Origin of the sequence: Ascidiimonas aurantiaca (genome assembly GCF_037646345.1) — a bacterium.
Classification (GTDB): Bacteria; Bacteroidota; Bacteroidia; order Flavobacteriales; family Flavobacteriaceae; genus Ascidiimonas; species Ascidiimonas aurantiaca.
Genome location: NZ_JBBEWR010000011.1, coordinates 135,349 through 161,187, shown reverse-complemented (window position 1 = coordinate 161,187; position 25,839 = coordinate 135,349). Strand labels below are relative to the sequence as shown.

At 39.2% G+C, this 25,839-nt stretch carries 21 protein-coding genes and 2 tRNA genes; 16 read left to right on the top strand and 7 right to left on the bottom strand.

Annotated elements, in window-relative coordinates; all coding sequences use genetic code 11:
• Positions 1–121: 121 nt before the first annotated feature.
• Complete coding sequence (locus WAO84_RS12545) at positions 122–1,264, bottom strand: acyl-CoA dehydrogenase (protein WP_340066181.1); 1,143 nt, start codon at positions 1,262–1,264, stop codon at positions 122–124.
• A 229-nt stretch (positions 1,265–1,493) separates the two neighbouring features.
• Here WAO84_RS12545 and WAO84_RS12540 point away from each other — a divergent pair, with 229 nt between their 5' ends.
• The 14 genes from WAO84_RS12540 to WAO84_RS12475 all read left to right on the top strand — a co-directional run bounded on the left by WAO84_RS12540 (position 1,494) and on the right by WAO84_RS12475 (position 14,067).
• Entirely contained in the window at positions 1,494–2,720 is a 1,227-nt protein-coding gene (locus WAO84_RS12540) for a Glu/Leu/Phe/Val dehydrogenase dimerization domain-containing protein (protein WP_340066180.1), read from the top strand.
• Between the two features lie 19 nt (positions 2,721–2,739).
• Complete coding sequence (nhaD, locus tag WAO84_RS12535) at positions 2,740–4,074, top strand: sodium:proton antiporter NhaD (RefSeq protein ID WP_340066179.1); 1,335 nt, start codon at positions 2,740–2,742, stop codon at positions 4,072–4,074.
• Between the two features lie 47 nt (positions 4,075–4,121).
• Positions 4,122–4,814: a MotA/TolQ/ExbB proton channel family protein gene (locus WAO84_RS12530; protein WP_340066178.1), complete on the top strand. Its 693-nt coding sequence runs from the start codon at positions 4,122–4,124 to the stop codon at positions 4,812–4,814.
• Between the two features lies 1 nt (position 4,815).
• Complete coding sequence (locus WAO84_RS12525) at positions 4,816–5,202, top strand: ExbD/TolR family protein (protein ID WP_340066177.1); 387 nt, start codon at positions 4,816–4,818, stop codon at positions 5,200–5,202.
• Positions 5,202–6,032, top strand: a complete 831-nt coding sequence (locus tag WAO84_RS12520; protein ID WP_340066176.1) for an energy transducer TonB — start codon at positions 5,202–5,204, stop codon at positions 6,030–6,032. Before WAO84_RS12525 ends, WAO84_RS12520 begins: the two co-directional genes overlap by 1 nt.
• A 4-nt stretch (positions 6,033–6,036) precedes the next feature.
• Positions 6,037–7,254, top strand: coding sequence for a bifunctional folylpolyglutamate synthase/dihydrofolate synthase (locus WAO84_RS12515; protein WP_340066175.1), 1,218 nt, complete (start codon positions 6,037–6,039; stop codon positions 7,252–7,254).
• Positions 7,255–7,321: 67 nt separating this feature from the next.
• Positions 7,322–7,396, top strand: a tRNA-Val gene (locus WAO84_RS12510).
• 465 nt (positions 7,397–7,861) lie between these two features.
• Complete coding sequence (locus WAO84_RS12505) at positions 7,862–8,602, top strand: TraB/GumN family protein (RefSeq protein ID WP_340066174.1); 741 nt, start codon at positions 7,862–7,864, stop codon at positions 8,600–8,602.
• A gap of 766 nt (positions 8,603–9,368) precedes the next feature.
• Positions 9,369–9,611 (top strand): hypothetical protein, encoded by a 243-nt coding sequence (locus WAO84_RS12500; protein WP_340066173.1) that lies wholly within the window; start codon positions 9,369–9,371, stop codon positions 9,609–9,611.
• A gap of 56 nt (positions 9,612–9,667) precedes the next feature.
• Positions 9,668–10,809 (top strand): IS3 family transposase gene (locus WAO84_RS12495; protein WP_340066172.1). Its coding sequence is split into 2 segments (ribosomal slippage): positions 9,668–9,929 and positions 9,929–10,809, totalling 1,143 coding nucleotides; the frame shifts between segments, so codons are not numbered across the junction.
• A 111-nt stretch (positions 10,810–10,920) separates the two neighbouring features.
• A complete protein-coding gene (locus WAO84_RS12490) occupies positions 10,921–11,376 on the top strand; it encodes a hypothetical protein (protein WP_340066171.1) in 456 nt (151 codons plus the stop codon).
• Between the two features lie 238 nt (positions 11,377–11,614).
• Positions 11,615–12,577, top strand: a complete 963-nt coding sequence (locus WAO84_RS12485) for a serine hydrolase domain-containing protein (protein WP_340066169.1) — start codon at positions 11,615–11,617, stop codon at positions 12,575–12,577.
• Between the two features lie 155 nt (positions 12,578–12,732).
• Complete coding sequence (locus tag WAO84_RS12480) at positions 12,733–13,236, top strand: DinB family protein (RefSeq protein ID WP_340066167.1); 504 nt, start codon at positions 12,733–12,735, stop codon at positions 13,234–13,236.
• A 42-nt stretch (positions 13,237–13,278) separates the two neighbouring features.
• Positions 13,279–14,067, top strand: coding sequence for a PhzF family phenazine biosynthesis protein (locus tag WAO84_RS12475; RefSeq protein ID WP_340066165.1), 789 nt, complete (start codon positions 13,279–13,281; stop codon positions 14,065–14,067).
• 65 nt (positions 14,068–14,132) lie between these two features.
• On the opposite strand, the gene WAO84_RS12470 is transcribed toward WAO84_RS12475, so the two are convergent.
• The 6 genes from WAO84_RS12470 to WAO84_RS12445 form a co-directional block, all read right to left on the bottom strand.
• A complete protein-coding gene (locus tag WAO84_RS12470; protein WP_340066163.1) occupies positions 14,133–15,134 on the bottom strand; it encodes a redoxin domain-containing protein in 1,002 nt (333 codons plus the stop codon).
• A 290-nt stretch (positions 15,135–15,424) separates the two neighbouring features.
• Positions 15,425–17,212 (bottom strand): ribonucleoside-diphosphate reductase subunit alpha, encoded by a 1,788-nt coding sequence (locus tag WAO84_RS12465; protein WP_340066161.1) that lies wholly within the window; start codon positions 17,210–17,212, stop codon positions 15,425–15,427.
• Positions 17,213–17,216: 4 nt separating this feature from the next.
• Positions 17,217–18,491: a ribonucleotide-diphosphate reductase subunit beta gene (locus WAO84_RS12460; protein ID WP_340066160.1), complete on the bottom strand. Its 1,275-nt coding sequence runs from the start codon at positions 18,489–18,491 to the stop codon at positions 17,217–17,219.
• 462 nt (positions 18,492–18,953) lie between these two features.
• On the bottom strand, positions 18,954–19,397 hold the full coding sequence (locus WAO84_RS12455) for an HIT family protein (protein WP_340066159.1): 444 nt from the start codon (positions 19,395–19,397) through the stop codon (positions 18,954–18,956).
• The gene (locus WAO84_RS12450; protein ID WP_340066157.1) at positions 19,397–21,013 is read right to left on the bottom strand and encodes a pyridoxal-dependent decarboxylase; all 1,617 of its coding nucleotides are present in this window, start codon (positions 21,011–21,013) and stop codon (positions 19,397–19,399) included. Before WAO84_RS12450 ends, WAO84_RS12455 begins: the two co-directional genes overlap by 1 nt.
• On the bottom strand, positions 21,003–22,877 hold the full coding sequence (locus tag WAO84_RS12445; RefSeq protein ID WP_340066156.1) for an eCIS core domain-containing protein: 1,875 nt from the start codon (positions 22,875–22,877) through the stop codon (positions 21,003–21,005). Before WAO84_RS12445 ends, WAO84_RS12450 begins: the two co-directional genes overlap by 11 nt.
• A 485-nt stretch (positions 22,878–23,362) precedes the next feature.
• Here WAO84_RS12445 and WAO84_RS12440 point away from each other — a divergent pair, with 485 nt between their 5' ends.
• On the top strand, positions 23,363–25,462 hold the full coding sequence (locus WAO84_RS12440; RefSeq protein ID WP_340066155.1) for a hypothetical protein: 2,100 nt from the start codon (positions 23,363–23,365) through the stop codon (positions 25,460–25,462).
• A gap of 111 nt (positions 25,463–25,573) precedes the next feature.
• Positions 25,574–25,648 (top strand) — tRNA-Val (locus WAO84_RS12435).
• The last annotated feature ends 191 nt before the right edge of the window (positions 25,649–25,839 follow it).

The window sequence follows — 25,839 nt, the reverse complement described above, 5'->3', positions numbered from 1 at the left end:
CTCAGGGGCTTAAATATACAGGGTGAGATCTATTAAAAGCGAATTTTACAAGTGGTAAAGGTGAGAAATAGAAGGGGGGGGGCGAAGAAAGGGAGAGCTATTGCTCTCCCTTATTTTATAATTAGCTTTTTAGAACACTTCGTGAGATCACTATTTTTTGAATTTCAGAAGTACCTTCGTAAATCTGAGTGATCTTAGCGTCTCTCATAAGTCTTTCTACGTGATATTCTTTTACATAGCCATTACCACCGTGTATCTGTACAGCTTCTATGGTGGTATCCATAGCTACCTGAGAGGCATATAGTTTTGCCATAGCCCCCGAAAGGTCGTAATTATGCCCATGGTCTTTGTCCCATGCAGCTTTTAGTACCAGGTGGCGGGCTGCTTCTATTTGAGTGTGCATATCGGCCAGTTTAAAAGCGATGGCCTGGTGGTTGCAAATTTCGGTTCCAAATGCCTTCCGCACTTTAGAATACTCTTTAGCAATCTCGTAAGCGCCTGCAGCTATTCCCAGGGCCTGTGCGGCAATGCCTATTCTACCGCCTGCAAGGGTTTTCATAGCAAATTTAAAACCAAAACCATCTTCCCCTATACGGTTTTCTTTTGGAACCTTCACATCTGTGAAGAGCAGGGAGTGCGTATCAGAACCGCGTATGCCCAGTTTTTGTTCTTTAGGCCCTATTTCAAAACCAGGCATCCCTTTTTCAACAATAAGGGCATTAATACCTTTATGGCCCTTTTCAATATCTGTTTGTGCAATAACCAGATATACATCGGCAGTACTTCCATTGGTGATCCAGTTTTTGGTACCGTTTAGAAGATAGTGATCTCCTTTGTCAAAAGCTGTCGTTTTTTGCGAAGTGGCATCACTTCCTGCTTCCGGTTCAGAGAGGCAGAAAGCCCCTATGATCTCTCCCGTGGCTAGACGGGTAAGATATTTTTGTTTTTGTTCTTCTGTTCCAAAGGTTTCCAGCCCCCAACATACCAAAGAGTTGTTGACGCTCATTACCACAGAGGCAGAAGCATCTATTTTGGATAGTTCTTCCATTGCCAGTACATACGATATAGTATCGAGGCCACTCCCTCCATATTCTGGAGATACCATCATTCCCATAAAACCAAGTTCCCCCATTTTTTTTATCTGTTGTGTGGGAAACTCCTGTTTTTCATCGCGCTCAATAACTCCGGGGAGCAGTTCATTCTGGGCAAAATCCCTCGCCGCCTGGCGTATCATCTGGTGCTCTTCACTAAGATTAAAATCCATAAAGTTTATTGTATTTGCAGTTTTTATAAAAAAGACGCCCAAAGATAGGTCTTAAATGCGAAATTTTCAATCATTTCCAGATGTTTTTATGAATGTGAAAAGTTTGTTTTAGGACAGTGTGAAAATGTTTAAGAAATGATAAAATTGCAGAAATTCACTCAATGATAAATCGAAAAAAAAAGAAAACCGGGGAAGTATTTTTATATTTGCCCAGTTGAAAAAATTTTTCATGAAAGAACTCCTTAAGAAGTACGAAGACAAATCTCCCGAAATCATATTTAACTGGAAAGATCCCGAAACCGATGCAGAGGGGTGGACGGTCATTAATTCTTTACGTGGCGGCGCTGCCGGTGGTGGTACGCGTATGCGAAAAGGCCTCGATGCAAATGAAGTAGTATCGCTGGCAAAAACCATGGAAGTGAAGTTTACCGTTTCCGGTCCGGCAATAGGCGGTGCCAAATCAGGAATTAATTTTGATCCCAAAGATCCGCGAAAGCGCGGGGTGCTCGAACGCTGGTACAAAGCCGTATCGCCATTGCTTAAAAGTTATTACGGTACCGGTGGCGACCTTAATGTAGATGAGATTCACGAAGTGATCCCTATTACTGAAGATTGTGGGGTATGGCATCCTCAGGAAGGTGTATTTAACGGTCATTTTAAACCTTCGGAGGCCGATAAGATCAATCGTATAGGGCAGTTGCGACAAGGAGTAATTAAAATGGTGGAAAGTGAAAAGTACTCTCCCGATGTGTCTAAAAAATACACTGTAGCCGATATGATCACCGGATATGGTGTGGCCGAAGCAGTAAAACACTATTATAATATCTATGGTGGTGAAGTAGCTGGTAAAAGAGCCGTAGTTCAGGGGTTTGGAAATGTAGGTGCTGCCGCAGCATTTTATCTGGCTCAAATGGGAGCACGTGTAGTAGCTATTATTGATATTGGAGGAGGCATTATTAACGAAAACGGTTTCTCGTTTGATGAGATCAGAGAACTGTTTTTGCGTAAAAAAGGGAATACCCTGGATGCAGATACCCTTATTCCTTTTGAAGAAATGAATAAAAGGGTTTGGGAACTGCCCACTGAAATATTTGCGCCCTGTGCTGCTTCACGTCTAATCACAAAAGATCAAATTACGCAAATGATCGATTCAGGACTGGAAGTAATCTCATGTGGTGCGAACGTGCCTTTTGCAGACAAAGAGATCTTTTTTGGCCCTATCATGGAGTTTACAGACCAAAAAGTGAGCCTGATCCCTGATTTTATTTCCAATTGCGGTATGGCCAGAGTATTTGCTTATTTTATGGAGGGAAGAGTATCTATGGAAGATGAGGCCATTTTTTCAGATACTTCAGAAATTATTAAAAAAGCAATACAAGCCGTTTTTGATCGCAATAGTTCTAAAACACATGTAAGCAGCACCGCTTTTGAAATTGCATTAAAACAATTAATTTAGTCAAAAATCAAGCACCTCTATGGAAACAGTAATTCTCGTAATTTTTATCGTCGGTTATCTGGCTATTACGCTGGAACATAATTTGAAAATAGACAAACTAATTCCGGCGTTGGGAATGATGGCTCTGTTATGGGCCTGTATCGCCCTTGCCCATATGGATGTGTTTGAGGTTAATGCTGAATTACGGGAGCTGGAGGCTTCCCATATTGACGAAATATTACTGCATCATCTGGGCAAAACCTCAGAAATACTCATGTTCCTGTTAGGCGCAATGACCATAGTCGAGATCATTGATTACTTTAATGGTTTTGCCACTATTAAAGATTTTATAAAGACCCGGAGCAAACGGAAACTACTCTGGATATTTTGTATTTTAGGCTTTATCCTTTCCGCTATTATTGATAACCTTACCGCTACTATCGTATTGATCACTATACTTCAAAAAGTGATTAGAGATCGTGAGTTACGTCTTTGGTTTGCCGGTATGATCATTATCGCCGCCAATGCAGGAGGGGCCTGGTCACCTATCGGGGATGTAACCACTACAATGCTTTGGATAGGTGAAAAGGTAACCACTCTGCAACTTATTGAGCATGTACTGGTGCCTTCAGTTATTTGTATGGTAGTGCCTACCCTTATTGCCGGAAGGTTGAAAGTTTTTAAAGGGAAAATTGAAGGAGAGTTTGGTGATGAAACTTCCTCAAGATCCAGATATGGTTCCATCATGTTATATCTGGGGCTTGGCTCCATCATTTTCGTTCCTATTTTCAAAACCGTTACTCATTTACCTCCCTATGTAGGAATGTTGCTGTCTTTGGCCGTAGTGGCTACTTTTGCCGAGATCTACAGCCGCACCAAGTTTAGTATGACACATGTTAATGAAGAAAATGAGGGCGATAGTGCCCACAGCCCTGTGCACCATTCATTGTCCCGTATAGAGCTTCCTAGTATTCTTTTCTTTCTGGGTATTTTAATGGCCGTAGCGGCACTTGAATCGCTGGGGATGTTGTTCCATTTTGCCGAAGGCCTGAACACCGCTATTCCGAGAACCGATATCGTAGTGATGTTACTGGGTATAGGCTCGGCCGTGATTGACAATGTGCCTCTGGTAGCAGCGAGTATGGGAATGTTCCCGCAAACTGTTGACGATCCGCTTTGGCACTTTATCGCATATTCTGCCGGAACCGGTGGTAGTATGCTTATTATAGGTTCTGCAGCGGGAGTAGTAGCCATGGGAATGGAAAAAATAGACTTTTTCTGGTATCTGAAGAAAATTGCCGGCCTTGCCCTGGCTGGTTTTGTAGCGGGAGCTATTTCTTTTATTCTTATACGGGATTTTATTTTAAACGTATAATTTTATCACTAAAAGGGCGTTATTAACAAAACCTTTTAATGTTACCTATGCTAGTATTTCAGGATGTTACGCAGGAGGTGCTTGACGAAGCTGCCCTCGCTGAAGAAAAAACACTTTCGGTAGCCGACCTTATCGTTAATGGCGGTACAGGAAGCATCATCATCATCTCAGTTCTTTTTGTGCTGTTATTTGTCGCACTTTATATTTATTTTGAGCGCCTTTTTGCCGTAAAAGCCGCCAGTAAGATCGATAAGAACTTTATGAACCAGATACGGGATCACGTAACCGGAGGCAAATTAGAATCTGCTAAAATACTATGTGCCCAAACCGATTCTCCCGTGGCTCGGCTCATAGAAAAAGGCATCTCCCGTATAGGAAAACCACTGGAAGACATTAACAAGGCCATTGAAAATGCAGGAACGCTGGAAGTGTACAAGCTGGAAAGAAATACAGGAATACTCGCTACCGTAGCCGGGGCAGCCCCTATGATCGGTTTTCTAGGGACCGTAATCGGTATGATCCTGGCCTTTCATGAAATGGCCAGTAGTGGCGGACAGGCAGAAATGGGATCGCTCGCTTCGGGTATCTATACTGCGATGACCACAACTGTGGCCGGACTTATTGTGGGAATTATTGCGTATATTGGATACAACCACCTGGTCGTAAGGACTGAGAAAGTGGTACATAAAATGGAGGCCAATGCCGTAGAGTTCCTTGATCTCTTAAACGAGCCCGTATAACATGAAACTCAGAGGAAGAAATAAAATATCGCCCGAATTCAGTATGTCATCCATGACAGATATTGTTTTCCTGCTACTCGTTTTCTTCATGCTTACAGCCAATGCACCCAATGCACTTGATCTTCTATTGCCCAAGGCCCGAGGAAAATCCACCAACGTGCAGAACATATCTGTAAGTATCAACAAAAATCTGGAGTATTATATAGATAACCAGAAAGTAAATCCCGAATTCCTGGAAATAGAATTGAACAGAAAACTTAAAAATCAGGAAAAGCCTACCATCATTCTCAGAGCAGAAGAAAGCGTGCCTATAGAAAAGGCCGTAGATGTGATGGATATAGCCAACCGTAACAGTTACAAAGTAATTCTGGCCGTGAGGCCCAAATAATGTCACTTTTTGATACCGTACATAAACGAAAATCATTTACGCTTACCAGTATTTTACTGGTGATCCTTATTTTGATGTTGTTTTTTGTAGGGTTAACGTATCTGGATCCACCACCAGAAAATGGTATTTCAGTGAATTTCGGGAATACGGATACCGGTAGCGGCCGTTTACAAACCAAAGAAAAAGTACGCGCCCAACCTAAGCCTGTGCAACCCAAACCTGAAGTACCCAAACAGGAAACCAAAGTTCCTGAGGAAAAGGCAGAAGAAGTACTTACCAATGAGGAGGAGGATGCTCCCGTGATCACTCCCAAAAAAGAGACACCCAAAGAAGAGCCTAAACCCAAACCGGTAGAAGAGGTAAAAAAACCGGTGGAGAAACCAAAACCCAGCAAATCTACCTCAGATGCCATTGCCAACCTCATCAAAGGGCCCAAAGCCGATGGGAAGGCTACAGAAGGAGAAGGGCCGGACAATACCTCCGGAAACAAAGGACAACCCGAAGGAGATCCTTATGCTTCCAGTTATTACGGCGGGCCGGGAACCGGTACAGGAGGCGTTGGTTACGGACTCAGGGGTCGTGGAAGACCCACCTATGCCATTACACCCCAAAAATGTAATGAGGCCGGAAGAGTAGTAGTAGAGATTACCGTAGGGCGCGATGGCAGGGTGATAAAAGCCAATCCCGGGGTTCGGGGTACTACCAATAACCACCCCTGTCTTTTAGAGGCTGCCAAAACCAATGCCATGTCCTTTCGCTGGTCTGCCGACAGTAAGGCACCTGCTTCTCAGATAGGTTTTATAGAACTCAACTTTAAACTCGGCGAATAGTACAATGCACAACAGGTATGAGAAAACCCTGGCATGGATGTACAAACAACTACCCATGTTCCAGAAACAGGGAAATATAGCCCTGAACAACAAGCTGGATAATTCCCTCCATTTTTGTGAATATCTGGGAAATCCCGAAAAAACCTTTAAAATGATACATGTGGCCGGTACCAATGGTAAAGGCTCTGTGTCCCATATTATGGCTTCCGTTTTGCAGGAAGCAGGATACCGTACCGGATTGTTTAGTTCCCCGCACCTTAAAGACTTCAGAGAACGTATTAAAATAAACGGAAAAGAAGTACCCGAAAACTATGTAGTCAATTTTGTAGAAAAAAACAAAAGCTTTCTTGAAAGCCATCATTTTTCCTTTTTTGAGATGACCACCGTTATGGCATTTGCCTATTTTGCCCATACCAGGGTAGATATAGCCGTTATCGAAACCGGTCTGGGAGGACGTCTCGACTCTACCAACGTGATCACACCCGAGCTTTCCGTCATCACTAATATTGGTTTTGACCATATGGATATCCTGGGAGCTACCCTGCCTAAAATAGCCTTTGAAAAAGCCGGGATCATAAAACCCGGGGTTCCCGTAGTGTTGGGCGAGTATCACCCTGAAACGTGGCCGGTTTTTAAAGAAAAGGCCGCCGGGGAAAAAGCCCCTCTTTTACAGGCTGCCAGTGTGCCCGACCAACCGTATGAAACCGATTTAAAAGGCGCCTATCAAAAGACTAATATACATACTGCCGTAACAGCCCTGAAAGCGCTACCCGGTTTTACGATCTCTGAAGCTTCCATAGAACGCGGACTCTTGCGGGTGGCAGCCAATACCGGATTAAAGGGCAGATGGCAGCAACTGGGTACAAATCCTTTAATAATCTGTGATGTGGCACATAATGCCAACGGATTTGAGGTAATTGTAGAGCAGATAAAGGCACAGAAATATAAGAAGTTGTATATGGTATTGGGCATGGTAAAAGAAAAAGACCTGAATACCATTTTGCCGCTGTTTCCCAAAGAGGCAATATATTACTTTTGTAAACCTGATATAGCCAGGGGGTTGGATGCCACACTTTTAAAGGAAAAAGCATCCGAATACGATCTTTTGGGAGAGGTATTCGGATCAGTAACAGCAGCTTATAACCAAGCCTTGAAAAACGCTCAAAAAGATGATTTTATCTATGTGGGCGGAAGCACATTTACCGTGGCAGAAATAATCTGATTTTTTAAGTTTTTATTTTGGCAGATAGAAAAACTGTTCTATATTTGCATCCGCAATCACGCAAAAAGGGCGATTAGCTCAGCTGGTTCAGAGCACCTGCCTTACAAGCAGGGGGTCACTGGTTCGAATCCAGTATCGCCCACGACTTAAAACCCCTGTATTAACAGGGGTTTCTTTATTTTGACACTTTTTTCATACGTCAACTATTTTCCATTTTGAAACGAAAAAGCCTATTTTTGTTTCAAAAAGTTGGGGAAAAATGGGGTTTTTTTATGCGTATTAATTTCAGACCGGACAAACGGAAAAAAGTTTAACCCAAAAAAGAAGGGCCCCGATTTGAGTTAAGGTATCTAACAGAGGTTTGTACAAAATTTTTAATCCATTTGAGTAGTTAGGTAACACTTCCCGATCTAAGTTGTTATATGTCTAAACTGTTAAGTTAAATACGAAAAAAACAAATTTAAAACCAACCCTAATACGATTCCATAAACTAATTGTTAGCAAAAACCGGCTTATAAGGATATACGAGGGTTTTCTATTTGGTTTGTACTTGCTAGATTAGGTGCTTGAAACGCGTAACCTTATTACATAAAACCATCGTGGTTATATGAAAAAAACGAAGTTCTTAATCTTGATCCTGCTGCTTGTAGTCTCTTGTTTTCAAATGAACAATGATGAGTTTACAGTAGGGAACCTATGGAAAATCACATCAATAAACGGAACCGAATCTTATATTTTTGGAACAATACATTTATATCCAAAAGGAGAGTTGGAACTTTCTGAAAAAGTACTTCTAAAACTTAAAAAGTGCAACATACTGGCTCTGGAAAGAGATGTGACCAATAAGTCTGAACAGAAAAAGTTTATGGATTTTGAAATGCCCAAATTTTTTACAGAAAGCTATCAGGTAGTTATTACAGAATATGGAAATGAGTTGGTAGGAATGGAAAACCAACTCATTGAGGTCGCCAGGGATCAGGGAATTAAAATAACCGGACTTGAATCGACCGAAGAAATACTGCATATAATGATTGACCTAAACCAAATAGAAATACCTCAAACCCATTTTGAAAAAGACAAAATGCTTCAGGTTTATCGACAAAGCCTTGAAATGTATAAAAGGGAACAAATAAAGATTTTTAAAGATAGTCTTTATGAACAGATACCTAAAAGAATAACCGAATTAACGGTTGACCAAAGAAATGTGAACTGGTTTGGGAATATAGTTAACCTCATAGAGAAAGAGCCAACTTTTATAGCTGTGGGAATGGGGCATCTTGGCGGTAGAAGCGGACTTCTCAACCTGCTTGCCCAAAAGGGATATAAACTTAACAGAGTGAAAATATAAATATACCAAATTGATTAAAAAATCCGACTTGCCGGTTCTTATAATACGCTCTTATGTATTTCTACTCTCCCATGGTATAGCCATGCTATAAAATAGCCCGTGCTTTGGCTGGCTCCTAGCTGGCAAAGGCCTGCCTGACCTTTGGTTTTCGCCCGGCCCTATAGCAGTGGTTTCTGAATTAGATATACAATCCGGTATCCACCAAAACTTAACCCTCACGCCTGTAAAGGTTTTTTGTTTTAACATAGTTCCCTTTTTTATTTTTAGAATTAAATAAGTATTTTTCCTACTTAAATAACTTTAAAAATGAAAAGTACCCAAGATCTTACTTCTAAAATACTTTATTTTACTTTTTATGCCTTGATACTCGTTCTTATGTTAGGGGCAATGGCCTATAGCTTTGGAGAAGTCGTGGGAAGTTTTTAAAACTGTGAACAAAAAGGCAAAACATGGGATTTTATGATCCTAAATAACTGTTTAAATAAAAAGTAAGCGTAATTAATTATGTTTACTGATAAGTTAGCCAACAACGCGAGAAAAAATGATTTTATTTAATGAATGGTTAATTACTTTTAGAAGTTGAGGGATTTAAAAACCTATTTAGAACGAATTAAAGGATAGGCTCACATTCATATCAAAATGGCTGCACTTTGGGTTAGAAACCATAATTATAATTATCATTTTAAGTAATTCTTTAAAAGTTTGAAGAAAATATATTTATAAATTAATACACTATTTACACATCTACCATATAAGCATAATACAAATGAAAAAAGTAACGATCTTAATAGCTCTAATAGGGAGTAGTATAGGGACTAATTCCCAGCATAACTATGATAACCAAAATATAATTTATTCGGTTAATGGCAAAGTAGGTATTGGTACAAGTGCCCCTGCTGACAAATTTCAAATTTATGATGATGTGGAAGGTCATGTATATCTTGGAGTATATAATAACAATACATCTAACTATTCCATTTCAGGTATAAAAATAGGGATGGGTGTGTAAGTGTCCCTAAAAACAGCTACGGTTAAAAATAGAATATTAACCGTAAATTCAAGGACATGAAAAGAAGTCGATTCACAGAGACCCAAGTGGTCAAGATCCTCAAACAACACGAAGCGGGCATTCCGATAAAGGAACTCTGCAAGGAACATGGCATCAGTGCGGCCACCTTCTATAACTGGAAGGGCAAATACGGGGGCATGGACGCCTCGCAGCTCAAAAAGCTAAAAGAGATGGAAAGTGAGCTGAGCCGTTACAAGCAGATGTACGCCGAGCTTGCCCACCAAAACTATGCGCTTAAGGATCTGATAGAAAAAAAGCTCTAGGGCCGGCCGATAAACGCTCCTCGGCCGATTATTTGGTAAGCGAACACCGTCTGAGCCTAAGAGTGGCCTGTTTTTTACTTTGCCTTAGCAGTTCGGTGTATTATTACAAGCCAAAGGGCAAGGACGACAGCGCAATTATCGAAGCTTTGGATCGGTTGGCCCAAGAGCATCCCACATACGGGTTCAGGAAAATGTTCAGGATGCTCCGGCATCAAGGGCACTTATGGAACCACAAACGGGTCTATCGTGTGTACAAACAGATGAGGCTCAATGTAAGGCGCAAACGTAAACGAAGGATACCCCAACGGGTAAAGGAGCCCTTGACCTTGCCAATCGATAGGAACATCGTCTGGAGCATGGATTTCATGCAGGATTCATTGAGCTATGGAAAGACCTTCAGAGTGCTGAACGTAATGGATGACTTCAACCGGGAAGCTCTTTGGAACGTGATCGATGTATCGATCGGGTCTCGAAGACTCATACGTGAACTTGATCGGCTGGTCGCTTTTCGGGGCAGACCGGAAGCAATACGGGTAGATAACGGACCGGAATTCACTTCTGCCAATTTCCAGATATGGTGCAAAGAGAATCATATAAAGATTAAATACATTCAGCCAGGAAAGCCAGTGCAAAACAGCTTGATCGAGCGTTTCAACAGAAGCTATCGTCAAGAGGTACTCAATGCCTACCTGTTCGATTCGCTGAGCCAAGTAAGGATTCTCTCTGACCAATGGAGAGAGCACTACAATGAAAAAAGACCGCATGAAGCATTACAAAACCTAACGCCCAAAGATTTTTTAACTAACTATGGAAAAGCTAGCTTTTCCATATCTAAAAATGAACTAAATTGTACAAACCCAACCGTATCTAATTAAGGGGTACTTACAGGTGATGGATATGACTTTGGCACAACTCTATACCACAAAAGAAGTGACAATACTTTTTATTTTCAAAATGTAGGAGATCCTAACTCGAAATTTGCATTTTTGACCAGGAAGGCCGATGGTACTTTTATAACCTCTTTGAGGATAAATGAGAATGGAAATGTTGGGATTGGAACATCAAATCCGGATATGAAATTAACAGTGAAAGGAAATATTCATGCGGAAGAAGTGAAAATAGATCTTAATATTCCAGCACCTGATTATGTTTTTAAAGAAAACTATTACCTGCGAAGTATAAAAGAATTGGAAAACTTTATAAAAGAAAATGGCCATTTACCGGAAATCCCATCTGCTAAAGAGTTTGAAGAAAATGGGATAATGCAAGCTGAAATGGATATGAATCTCCTTAAAAAAATTGAGGAGCTGACACTGTACACTATCCAACAACAGAAAGAGATCGAGAATCTTAAAAAAGAAAATGACACGTTAAAAACTCTAAATTCAAGATTTCTTGAATTACAAAAAAAGATAGAAGAGTTGGAAAAAAGATACTATTGATACTTAAACAAGAATCATACCTTAGTTGCTTGTTTCTGCTTACCGCCCGTGAAAAGCCCATGGTCATTTTAAGAACTTTGTAGTTAATGGTTGCAGGAGTCTATATAACTCTCAATTAATTTATATTTGTACCAATATGAGTATCCGAATGATCATAAAATATTCATTTATCATAGTTTTTTTGCTATTAAGTGCTAATTGCAAAGGGCAGCAGTCAGCCCAAAATGAATTAAAAAAATTGAAAAAGGCTATTTCTTCTCAGGAATATCCCAATATTGACGGAGTTCTTGTTTCTCAAAATGATCAAATAATTTTCGAAGAATATTTTCATGGTTTTGACCGGGACAGCCTTCATGACACACGGTCTTCCTTTAAATCAATTACCAGTCTGCTGGCTGGTATAGCTATTGACAGGGGGTTGTTTGCCGTAGATGATGAAATAGAAAAATTTATCACTGAATGGAAAAATGACCCTAGAGGAAAGATAACGGTCAAAAATCTTTTGGAAATGAAGTCAGGACTGGCCTGTGAGGGTTTCTTTGGTATTGGGCCCGATTGTGAATCTGAAATGTGGGAAACAGACAATTGGCTGAAATACATTTTAAATATCCCCCTTCGGCACAATCCCTGTTTGAACTGGGCATACACCTCTGTAGAACCTGAACTTATGGGTATCATAATCTCAAGAACAAGCGGTTTGACCCTTATGGAGTTTGCCAGAAGGTATCTTTTTGAGCCACTTGAAATAACAAACTACAAATGGTACATAAAACCAAATGGTGATGGCTATGCTGCAGGTTCGTTTTTCATGAGACCTATAGATATGTTAAAAATCGCCAGGTTGGTTTTAAATAAAGGGCATTGGCAGGGTAAGCAGATAGTTAGTGAAAGCTGGATAGACCAATCGACCCATTGCCAAACAGATGTGGAAATGTCATTTAGCCGCTTTGCCAGAACAGAGAATGCGAAATACTCTACAGCTACCTATGGTTACTTTTGGTATCGCGAAAGACTTAGCTATGAAAACATTAAAACAGAATTGCTTTTTGCCTCCGGAAACGGCGGACAATATATCATGGTGCTAAAGGATTACGGTGCAGCAATTGTCTTTACCGGTAGCAATTTTGGAAACTGGAGAGGGAAACTGCCATTTGATGTTTTATTGAAACATATAATCCCGATTTTAAGAACCGAAAAATAGCAGGTAACACTCTTTGATGAAAAGTCTTCATGGCAACTTTTTTATAGCCTTAAAACTTAAAGCTATAATTTTAGTTTGTTAAAAAATTTAAAACTGTGATACCGGTACAACAGAGATCCAGAAGTCACGCTGTTGGAACACTAAACTGCATACACATGGAAATTACCAGTATAGACCACTTTTTGAGTTATTATGATAAAGTAAAGAATAGAACGCAAAGACTGTTTGATTATATTCCGGAAGATAAAATTGAATGGACGTATCGCAAAGGCAAATTTTCCATGGGAGATATTATAAGGCATCTGGCCAACCTTGAACGGTATATGTTTGCTGAGAACGTTCAGTTTAAAAGAAGCAGATATGTGGGCTGTGGAACTGAATATGCCAACGGACTGGAAAATGTAGCAGGATATTACCATCAGTTATATCAGGAGTCCAGAGCCATATTCGCACGGATACCTGATCCGGACCTGGTAAAAAAGTGCAAAACCCCCGCAGGGATTGAAATATCCGTTTGGAAATGGCTACGGGCCATGTTAGAGCATAAAATTCATCACAGGGGACAATTGTATATTTATTTAGGTATTATAGACACTCAAACCCCACCCATATTTGGATTGACCTCAGAAGAGGTCTCCCGAAACAGTATGAAGGATTAAAAAACCGGTGTACCTTAGCTGCCACAAAATATACTGAAAAAAATGAAGTTACCACTTTACCAGATAGACGCATTTACCGATACCGTTTTTGGGGGAAACCCCGCTTGTGTAATTCCTTTGGAAAAATGGTTGCCGGACGATCTGCTACTAAAAATAGCGAAGGAAAATGCAGTAGCTGAGACCGCCTTTTTTGTAAATAATGGAGATAAAATACATTTGCGATGGTTTACTCCGGACATTGAAATAGATTTATGCGGACACGCCACTCTTGCCACTGCACATTGTTTAAAATCTATTCTCGGTCATCCCGGTGATACTGTAGTTTTTGAATCCTTAAGTGGTGATCTCACCGTTTCTGTTAAAAAAGGTTTTTACTACCTGAACTTCCCTTCACGCAGGCCTGTTGTTTCAGAATTACCCGAAGTAATACAAAAATCGTTAAGCACACCTCCGGCAGAAGTCCTAAAAGCCAGGGATTATGTACTAGTCTATGATTCCGAACAGGAAGTACAAAATATTACCATTAACCGGCATGTATTTGACCAGATAAACCTGGCTCCGGGTGGTGTTATTGTCACAGCTAAAGGGAACGATTGTGATTTTGTATCCCGGTTTTTTACCCCACAGGCCTCCATTTTAGAAGATCCGGTTACCGGTTCGGCACATTGCTCTCTTATTCCGTATTGGGCGAAAAGATTAAAAAAGAAACAGCTTAGGGCCCGCCAAATTTCAGAACGTGGCGGCGAACTGTATTGTGAAGATCAAAACGACAGAGTGCGCATTGGCGGACAGGCCAAAACCTATGCTGCCGGTTTTTTATGGACCGATTAAAGTAAAGTTACTTTGAGCTATTAGTGATCACCAAAAAAATAGAATACCTCTCTCAGTAAGCCCTTTTAAAGTTCCAGCAGTTCTTCCAGTTTTTTGTTAAGCGCTTCGCCTCGTAAATTTCTATCGATAATGACCCCCTGTTCATTTATCAGGAAATTATCTGGTATGCCGTTAACGCCATATATCAGGCCTGCTTCATTGTCGCTACCCAGTAAGTCACTTACATGATGCCAGGTAAGTGCGTCTTTTTCAATAGCTTTTAACCAATTCTCCGGTTCTTCATCCAGAGAAACCGCAAATATCTCAAACCCTTTGGGGTGGAATCTGTTATAAGTTTCTACGAGGTTAGGATTCTCCTTTCTACAGGGAGCACACCAGGAGGCCCAGAACTCCAGGAGAATTACTTTTCCTTTAACATCCGATAATTTTTTAGGATTCCCCTCCACATCAGCCATAGCAAAATCTACAAACTTTTCTCCTATATCGGGTTCTGCCATTAACTCAATATAATTTTCAATCTTTTTTCCATACACTGAGTTTTTGTTCTCAGTTGAAAACTGAGCAAACAGTTCCAGGGTTTTTTCTTTACCCCAGGTTGTGGCATATACAGAAAGTATATTGGCACTTACGATACTGTTGGGGTGGGTTCTCACAAATTTGATCTCCTTTTTTGCCACTTCCTCTTCGGGGAGTGTATCTGTTTCTCCCTTTAAACTTTGGCTCAATTCCTCAGATAAAGAACCGGTAACCTGAGCCTCTCTGAAGTTTGTAGCACCGGCATCAAAAGTCATAGGCCGGTTTTCCAGCCATAGAAATCGATAATGCGAATAATCTTTCGTTTTTAAGATGACCCGTAAAGGAGATTCGGGCAGGACGGTATTAAAAGTAAAGATATTGTTATGAATACCTGCAGAATCCATATTTTCTTTGGTCAGTGAATTGTATAAATATAACATAGTGCCGTCTTCGATCCCTTTTGTAGTGCCACTTAGTGAAAATTGGGGTTCAGGTTTCTGAGTACAGGAAATACTAAGTGTTGACAGTAATATAAACAGTATTTTTTTCATGTGTTTTGTTATTCTATGAATGGACTATCAGTATTTTGATATTTTAGAGAAAAATACAACCGATCTGGGAAATTTATTGTTAAAGAGTAAAAAAAAATAAGAAATACTTTATTATCTCCCAACGGTTTTTCTACTTCTGGAAATGTGCTTGAAATAAAATGATAAGAACATAGATCTTTGGTTATTTTTTCCGAAAGGTATTTAAAAAACCCTTTGCCAGAGCGGTAAGGCACTTTGGCAAAGGGTTGCACTATCTGAACTTTTAATACTGCCCGTGATGGTATTAAGCATTAAGCTTCACAACTGGTACATGCTTTTTGTTGCCTGAATTTTTGTGCAGCATTCATACTGTGCTGATAATACAATGATTTTAATCCCATTTTCCAGGCAGTAACGTGAATCTTATTAATATCTTTTGTAGGCATATCAGGATGTACAATAATGTTAACTGATTGTCCCTGATCAATATAAGTCTGTCTGGCGGCTGCCTGATAAACAATATCCAGTTGGTTGATCTCTGAATAGGTTTTGAACACCGCTTTTTCTTCTTCACTAAGGAAATCCAAATGCTGTACAGAACCATCTTGATCACGAATACTTTTCCAGACTTCCGGAGTGTCCTGAGACTTTTCTTTTAGCAGTTGTTGTAAAAAAGGATTTTTAATAGTGGTTTTGAGCTTGGCAATGTCTTTTACATATACATTGGACCAGATAGGTTCAATGCCCTGAGATACCTGCCCTAAAATAAATGCTGATGACGTAGTAGGTGCAATCGCATTCAGGGTTGCGTTTCGCCTGCCATACCCTTTTAGTACTTCCGGCTCTCCAAAACGTTCTGCCAGTTCAGCCGATGCCTTATACGATCGTTCTTTTATGGTTTTAAAGATCTCGTTATTGAGATTAAAGGCCTCCTGGCTGTCAAACGGTGTCATTTTAGATTGTAAAAGGGAATGCCAGCCCAGCACACCCAGGCCTAATGCACGGTTTTCTTTGGCAAAATTGTACGCACGCTCCATAAATAAAAAAGTCTGCCGGTCATCACGAAGCGGCGAATCGCGATACACTTCCAGTTTTTCAATAAATTCAGTGATCACGGCATCCAGAAAATATACCATAGTCTCTACGGCATCCGTATTTTTCCATTTATCATAATGCAGGAGGTTAATACTAGACAATACACATACAAAGGACCAGTCATTATTTGAAGGGAGCATGATCTCCGTACACAGGTTACTGGCATAAATACGGTGATCTTTGTCTTTGTAAGCATCTACAGTGCCGTTGTTGGCGTTATCAGAAAAGAAAATATACGGGTATCCCATTTCTCCTCTGCTTTGCAGTACTTTTGCCCAAACTGTTCGTTTTTCCACATCACCTTCGATCATTTGCTCCATCCACTCATTACTTACAGTTACTCCATGTGTAAGCTGCTGTATGGGGTTCCCTTCGGTACCGATCTCTAAGAACTCCATAATATCCGGGTGATCTATTGGGAGATATGGAGAGAAGCGGCCTCTTCTCACAGAGCCCTGACTTACCACATCTACCATTGATTCGAACAGTTGCATGATATGCACAGCACCAGATGCCTCTCCGTTATTTTTTACAGGAGCTCCCCGGTGGCGTATTTTCCCGAAATAGCCTGAAGTACCTCCACCCAGTTTAGACATCATACCTACTTCCGACTGGGTGTAGAGAATATTCCCCATATCATCATCTATATGTGATCCGAAACAACTAATAGGCAGTCCGCGTTGTTTCCCAAAATTAGACCATACGGGAGAGGCAAGAGAGTAAAAACCCTCAGACATATAGTTATAAAATTTTTGGGCATATCCCGGTATCTGTAAAAGCTGTTCAGCTCTTTGTGCGATTTCAAGAATACGCTCTTCCGGCTCTGTACCTTCTGTGAGGTATCCGGAAGCCAGGAATTTACGGCTGTATTCATTGAGCCACGGAAATGCTTTTTCACTTGTAGTATTGGTGTTTTCCAGGGCTTCTTTTCGGGCTGTGATAAGATTCTGGGCAGCAGTTGTTTTTTCTGTGTTTGCGGGAGTTGAAATTATCGTTTTTTTCATAGATCTAAAAAAGGTCGTCACTGGTTATACTTTGTGTTCTTTTACTGTAATTAATGGAGCGTTTTACGAAGAAATCACCGTGTTTGGTACCAATGATCTCATCGTCAAACCATTCGGTTTGTGCCAGCAATTCCTGGTCTATTTCAAATATTTTGGCAATGCCAATACTCTCAAGGGAATTGTTGAAGCGGTTTTTAATAAATTCATTGACTACCGCTTTAGGAAGAAAATCAAGTTCACCGGCTTCAAATATCCAATCTACTATTTTACTTTCCGACTCATATGCTTCTTTGCAGATTTGCTGGATCATTACTTGGTAGGCACTGTCAAACCAATCGGGATGCTCTTTTTTAATAATATTGATAACATCAATACCAAAATCGCCATGTATTTGTTCTTCCTTAGAAGTGGCCTCTACTACATTGGAAATTCCTTTTAACATGTTCTTATATTTGTTGAACGCCATGATGATAAGGAATTGGGAAAAAAGGGATACATGCTCGATGAAGAGCGAGAATAATAATATGGACTCTGCATATTCCCGGTTGTCATCGCTTTTTGCATTTTTAAGTGCAGTTTCGAGATATTGCACCCGTCTCATAATAACCGGTTTTTTCTTTAAGGTCTCAAATTCTTTATTTAAACCTAAAATTTCCAGTAAATGGGAGTAGGCATCATGATGCCTTACTTCACTTTCGGCAAAGGTAGCACCCACTGACCCAATTTCCGGTTTGGGCATTCTGTGATAAATATCACCCCAAAACGTTTTAACAGCTACTTCTATTTGTGAAATGGCCAGCATGGTATTCTTTATGGCGTTTTGCTCTACCGGGGTGAGCCTCGATCTGAAATCCTGAATATCACTGGTGAAGTTAAACTCTGTGTGTATCCAGTATGAATGCCTTATCGCCGGAACGTATTCGTACAGTTGCGGATATTCATAGGGTTTGAGATTGATGCGTTTTTCAAAAATATTGGTTTGCCGGCTCTGGGCTTGTTTGTTTCGGTAAATAATGTAGGCTTTTGCCACATCGTGAAACTCACTCTCCATAAGCTTATTTTCTACCATGTCCTGTACTTCTTCTACAGTGGGTATATAATTTGCATCTTGTTTCTTACGTGCCAGCAATGCGTTGTGAACGTTATTTGCAATATTTTCAGCATCGTGTATGTGCCCGTGTTCTACCGCAGTCATAGCTTTCATGATTGCATTGGTAATTTTGGCGAGTTCAAAGGGTTTTGTGCTAAAATCCCTTTTAGTGATATATGAGATAACCATAAAAATTTTGATTAGAGTTGTTGTCAAAAACCAGGAATAAAATTCACTCTTTTTTTGATTGATTTAACATTGGGGTTACTTCTATTCTTCACATTTTTATTAACAACACCGTTTTGTGCAGCATTGGCAAGGTGTTAAAAATGATGAGAAAGCCGTGTATGTTTGGAGAGTAAGTTGACTCATTTGTTAGACAAAACAGTAGTGGTTGTTCATAAAGGCTATAGAAATTAATTAATAACCTTGAGTGTTTTGAGGATCTTGTGTTCAAATTGTTCACTTAGTAAAACATTGGCTCCGGTAGTCATTATAATAAGATTATCATTGAGAAAAATATCTTTGCTCTTGTGCAGGGTACCATGAAATTACGATGGGTTTGAATAAAAAAGGGAGTAGCTCGATGGCTTTTTTGAGAGATGGTTGCGGTAAAAATATGGTTATTAGTATGGTGTGATAGGTAAGGCTCTAAAAAGGATGTATTTCGCATTGAATAGAGTGTTTCAACAAGGTGATAAAAGCGTCAGAAGTTATTTTATGTGTTTCTTTGACCGAGTTTCCATAATTGATATCTACGAACTCTTGGTTATGATAATTTCTTGAGCTCTTATACCGCGGGATTAAATGAAAATGTAGGTGCTCCACCTGATTTCCACATTGCAGATAATTGAATAAATCGGGATTAAACAAGCTGCTTAAAGCTTTTTCAAATGTTACTTGAATATGTTGAAACTCTAATAGGGCTTGTTTGGAAATACTGGAAAAACGCACTGTATGCGTATTGTGAAAAACAATTAGCGTACCCAATGTGTGTTGTTCACGGCTTACCATTATAGTCCAATACTTTGTTTTGGCTATAACTCCGGAATAGGGAACTGTCTGTTCTTTTATTTTACATAAAATACAGTCCATTACCTTATAGGAGTTTCCAGTTCCTGAATGAGCAGTTTTGTTTTTCCTTCTGTAATATCTTTTTTAAACAGTGTTAACTGGTGCGCTATGTCATTTGCAATTTGCCGGGCTGTTTTATGTGATAAACAGATATTCATGTTGTAAATAATAAAAGCATGCCCATCGTTTTTACCAAACCATTCTCCGTAGTTTTTAATAATACTAAAAAGAGGTAAGTCTTCGCCTTCATCAATTTTTTTCCATACGTATTTAATGAATGATTCTGAGATGGTTTTATTGTCATAGTTATCTCCAAACCATCGCTTTAATTTGAAGTGGTTTATGGTAAAAATAATTTCCCAACCTTTGGAAGCGAGGTTTATAACTTTAAAGTGATGTGTATGATCTATGGCTTCACTAAGTATTTTACTGGCTTTAAAGAGAGCTATAAGGTATTTTTGGTATCCTTTTATACCCATTATCTGCATAGAGGTCCAGGCACTGGCGATACCTGATGATGATCGCGTATTTTCCAGAGTATAATTAAAAGCTCTGATTTCTCCGTAATTTTTTGAAGAAAGCTTTTCGTCAGATACGATCCTTTCTTTTTTTGCCACAAAAAAACTACTGGAATAAGGGCATAAACCGGTTTTGTGAAAATCAATACCCACTGAATCAAACTTTTTAATTTTACTCAGTTTTGTCAGCGTGTGTACCAGTTTGTCAGTAATCAGGGAATCGTTTGTTAATGATCGTATTGTTTCCCGGGTTTCATTGATAAAGGTAAACCATAACCAGCCAATTACACTATCCAGATGTAGATAGGGTGTATAGCTTAACTGGTTTTCCATAACTACTTTTTGCATGGCATTATAAACTACTTCGGTATTTTCATGTATGAAATCCAGAGTGGTTCCGCCACAGGAAATAATAGCGGCTACACGCTTTCCTTTTTGTATTTGGTCTGTAAAAACGGCTTCCAGTGATTTTGCTGACATGCCGTTACTGGAGCCAATGGGAACCCTGATACAATTTTTAGATCCCAAACCTACAAGGCTACACGTATGTTCTATAGAATAATGGGCGCCTCCGGAAACCAGGATCACAATATCATTGGGAATTCCATTTTCATAACTGTCCTGAACCAATTGCTGAATAGCAAATTTAATGGCATAAAACATAGTGATTTTACCCCCATTGCAACTTATTCCATAAGCTTTTTTCCAGCCAATAAGGCTTCCAATACTTCGGGCAACTTTTTGTTCAAACAAAATAGATTTTCCCCCATAACTATCCATAATAGCGTTGTTGTTGTGAATTTGCATTAAAAGGGAAGCTGTTGTGGTCTCGGTAATAGGTGTGGGGATCATGTTAAACAATGCATTTTCGGATTCAGGTTTAAAACTACCTTCAATAATCTCGCTCAATGCCTCATATACCTGATTGGCGCATTTACCATTTTCCGGTATTTTTTCACCTTTTAATTCTTTCTTATAATTAAAGGGAGTAATAGGTATTTTACTGGTGTTTTTATGTTTTTTATTAAAAAAATGCTGAGCAAGCTTTAGATGCGAAATTAACTGGTCTAAGCTGTTTTTATTCTGATCAATATAAGGAAAAGGGTTTTTAGTGTTCATCCAATAAACTGATTAAATGTTGTATTACACCATTTCGTTCTCGTTTGTACCCCAAAAACATCTCACCATCATTTTTGCCTTCATGATGAGTGTCTTTTAATAAATGCTCTACTCCACTTTCTCCTTTCTCACCACCCATGCTTAAAAGGTCATCACTTAGTTTTTTAAGGCTGGCCAGCCAGGTAGCTCTCAGAGTCTCTACGGCATCTTTATTGTTGGAAGAAACTTCATTAGGACTGGAAAGTATGTTAAAAATTAATCGCAGCCGTAAGTATTCGCTTGCGAGAAAGTCTTTTCCAAAACGTTCACTTTCGGTTTTGGTTTGAGAGGAACTTTTCATATCGATTATTTTCTCCAGGAAAAAACCTAAGGTGTGAATGGTAGGTTTTTGATCCATACCCTGAGGATAAAATACTTTTGCACTCGCCGCTTTCATCATTTCATTAGCAGCTATTAAGTGTTTGGACTCTGCCGGTACTTCATCATCCACGGTGGCTCCTACTATATCATGAAGGTGTTTTAGAAAAAAACTAATTAAAGGGACCAGGTCACTTCGGTAAAGCGTGTAGGTCGTATTGTCGCAGGAAAACATAGCGTCAATATCAGATCCGGGCTTTTCGGGGGTTGCTTTTCGCTGGCTACCCGTAGCATAAGATCCATAAAGTATAGAAATAAATGTACCTCCCAATGTATTTCCTGCCATTTTTGCAAATTCTTTAATAGCTTCTCTAACTACTGCTCCTTCATTTCCAGATTGTGCAAGGCTCTCTCTTGCATCTTTTATGATTTTTTCAGTTAGTGACCTCAACGATTCAACTGCTTCTTCATTCCTTTTTTGATGAGGTTGAGGTCCTTCAAAATCAAATGATTGCGGGTTCATATCTCGTAATCTGTGGGAATTGCTAATTTTTGCCGGAGTAGTACTCACTACTTCATCATCTTTTACGGGTACAAAGGTTTCATCTCGCAGGAACAGGTTTTTATGAGAAACATTCTGTGAGCCAATGGCCAATACGTGAAACCAACGATAATTGTGTTCAGATTTTCGATCTACATGCTCATACAATTCCTGGTTAGGCCCCCGCCTTGACCTGTATTTATTTTCATTATCAATGGTAACGGGCATCCCGTGCGACAGTTCAATAGATTCTTTGCCTTCCATAATAGAGCCGTTTACCATTTTCACTAAATGCGTGAGCCCGGTGATAGCCACGGGAATGGGCTTTAATTGAATGGGAGCTATTGTTTTTAACTGTTTGGTATTTTCTTTAAGACCCGTTCGTGATAATTGGTGTTGTACCACCGCATTGTAATGAAATGCTTTATTCCCCATAAAATCGGCTTCTGCTTCCAGATGGGCATCATCATTTATATATGTTTTGTCTTTAAACTGTTTTGTCGCCTGCACTCTTCCTTGTTTTTGTTGTACTACGTGCCATGCTTCATGAGGTAGATGCTTTTCCTGCCCTGATGCAATATGAATATCGGTACCCTGTGCATAGGCATGTGCATTTAGTTGTGCAGGTTTATTTGAATTATAGTGAACTTTTACATCATCCATAGCATACCCGGAGAGGCTCTCAATACCCATTTTTAGGCGGTCTGGTAAGCCGGTACGATTGTCTTTTCTTTGCACGGTTTCTTTTGCTCTGGAATGAGATCCATTTATTAAAACCTGCAATTGTGCTACACGCCCGGTTTGTATGCTGCCATCTGCCATTTCTTTTAGTCTTCTTTGTAGGGTACTTTCCGGCCGATTATCTATAAATTGAAGAAGGGATGCATTACCTATCTGCTTTTGAGAAACTGTTAGAGCTATGGAATTGCTCTTATTCTCCGGCATTTTGGCAATGCGACTATCCATATTTTTTTTGTTTAGAAGTGCTGTTTTGAGAAGTATTTGGTTTAAAAATTTTCATTTTTCCAAACACATAACATCCAAACTTACTTAAAAAGAGTCGTATTTTCAACATGAAAACGATGTATTTGGACGTTAATCATAAAAAAACAAGTGAAAATACCTGCTTTTGTTAAAAGTATAAAGAGGTTGGTAGCATAGGTAATTTTACAGTTTTTTGAATGGAATATTAGACAACAATAAGTAAAAAAGTATTTCCTGAAAAAAGATGTTCGTTAATTTTAAGTAATGTTGGAATAAGTACCTGAACACAAAAATGAGATTAGAAGTAGTGTTTTTCCACCTTACGTTTTTACCTGGTATAGGTAGTTCATGTTGAAAATAATTTGCTAATTAATTGTAGGATTAATTTTAGTTTTTAACAGGATAATAATTTGTTTTTTATATTTTTAGGAGAGAAAGAAGAGATGCATATAATACCAACCTAATTCATGAGAACAGTAGTTTTTAAGATGCTGGAGCGAATGCTTAGTGTCCTGAGATGGTTTTATCTTAAGAGTAATCCTATAAGTGCGGAGATTAAGGAAAAAGCCAAAGAACTTTTGTACGATCCAGACAAACGTATTAAAGAGTTGAACATTATTCGTTTTAAAAACATTATTACTACCATTTATTACAATACAGGGGCTCTTTTTGGTATATTTATTACAGTGCTGTCGTTATTTTTTGCTTTTTTTCTGGCATTTGTTCCCATATTCAAAACATGGCCGTGGGAACAGCGATTACTTATTGTGGTTATTATTTTGATATTGGCATTTTTGGTTTCGTTTTTGTGTATTACTGCTGTGTTTCGTAAAATGGTGGAGCATCTTTCTCCTGAAGAGTATGCAGATATTACCATAAGTGACTTGGGTGAGAGTGAAATACTTACTATAGTATCTCTTAAAATGTATGAATTGTGTGAGCTTTTTACCAGCACAGTTGTTATTGACGCAAAGTTAAAAAAGCTTCAAAAAGATATCAATGTAACCTCGAAAGAGGTATTTGCAGGTACTTCGGAAAACGATGAAACCGAGTTGAGGTATGAGAAAGAGCTAGATGAGAATCTATACATAAATCACGAGTTAAAACCGGTGATAGAAAAGTTGTATGAATCGGTCAAAACATTTATAGGAAGGTATTATCCGTTGTATTACAATACACTGGCGCTCCAGAATCTCGCTACTTCACGCCTTAAGATCCAGGAAAGGGAATTTAGTCATCATATACTCAAGTTTTCTCCGGCTATTTTTAACAGCAGGGTACATACATTACAGCTTTCCGTAGATACCTTGTTGTATGTGATTACCAATCCAAATGATTATGATGAAAGATCATTTAAAACACTTTTTAATAAACATCTGGGAGAGATCAATGCTATACGGGACGATATTGAAGAAAATGTAAAAAGGAGCCTTCTTCAGCTTATTCTTTTTAATGATATCCATAAGTATCTGGTAGGAGTTTCTTCATTAGTATCTACGTCTCGTTCCTTAAAAATATTTTTGCGGGGTTTGTCAAGAACTATTTCTAAACTGGATCGCAGGTATGGCAAAGCGGAAACGGAGAAAGTGAAAGTTCAGGTAAAAAATGAATTTGAATCCATATTGCATCGCAGTAAGGCACATTACGGAATGGATCTGTTAATTTCTCTTGAGAATTTTTATAAAGTAAAAGAACCCGTCTTTACAGGTAGAGGAGCCGGTCATAAAACCGCTATTCCTGAGTTATTGTTCCGGTTAAAATATCCAAAGCGTATATCAGAGATAGCACAGGTAAAAATTCAAAATCCGCCGGATCAAAACGTCCCTGATTATTTCTACAAGCTGGTCAATCCGCATAAAAATGACCTCAAAAGCCTTCGAAGGGATATGCTGGATTTCTCAGAGAATGACATGGACCAAATGGTGGTAAAGTTCAAACGTGAATTACTAAAACGACTTGAGGATCTGGAAGATCCAAACAGTAAAATACATCTTTGTCTTTTTGGATACAGCAGAGTGGTAAGAGATGTACTTAAAAAGTGTATTCCGCGTCTTGAAAAAGAGTTATTACAAAAGATTGAGATTTTTATTTTTAAGGACAGACGCCATAAAATGATCGATACCCGAATCTTCAGATATGAATTGAATGACGAGAAACCTCATTACAACATTCGAAATACCTTTACAGGGTCTGACGATCTTTTGTTTTCATTTGTTTCTGCTAAAGATCAGTTTATTTTTATAGCGGGAGCAGAGGCATATTGTGATGAGCGCAAAACACTTTTTCATACCAATCCCTATCAAGAACGCATAGAAAGCTTCATACAGAGGCTGCTAAGGCATACTGCCAAACCTGATCCTGAGGTTTGGGTCATTGCCAACGATTATAAAGTGTTTAAAGGTTCATTTCCACCTAACGGGAGTTTTTTGTTCCGGCACGAGTTTACATCAGATCACTACGATTTTGTAGATCTCTATAATTTTAAAGACCTGGAAATAGAGGTAAATCGTTCCGGTAAAAAGGTGAGTAAAGGTGTAAAGGTCAGACTTATTTCAAATGATATATAGATTTTTTTAAAAGGAGACGATGAGTACTGTAAACTTTTAAAGAAAGATACGTAATATGGAGTATTTTAATACGTGTTTTACTTAAGGTTTTTTTATTTTTGTGGTGTACCGGGGTCATTAACTCAGTTGGTTTAGAGTGTTACCTTGACAGGGTAGAAGTCACTGGTTCGAATCCAGTATGACCCACATCAAGCACCATCCCTAAGCTGCCACGCAGCTTAGGGATGGTATTTGCAGGAGCGGGTTTTTTCTGGATCATCGCAGATAATCCTTTGTTTTGGTGATAGCTTGCGCTTTCTAGTAAGAAAAATTAAAAACACAAAGCTGCCACGCAGCTTAGGGATGGTATTTGCAGGAGCGGGTTTTTTCTGGATCAT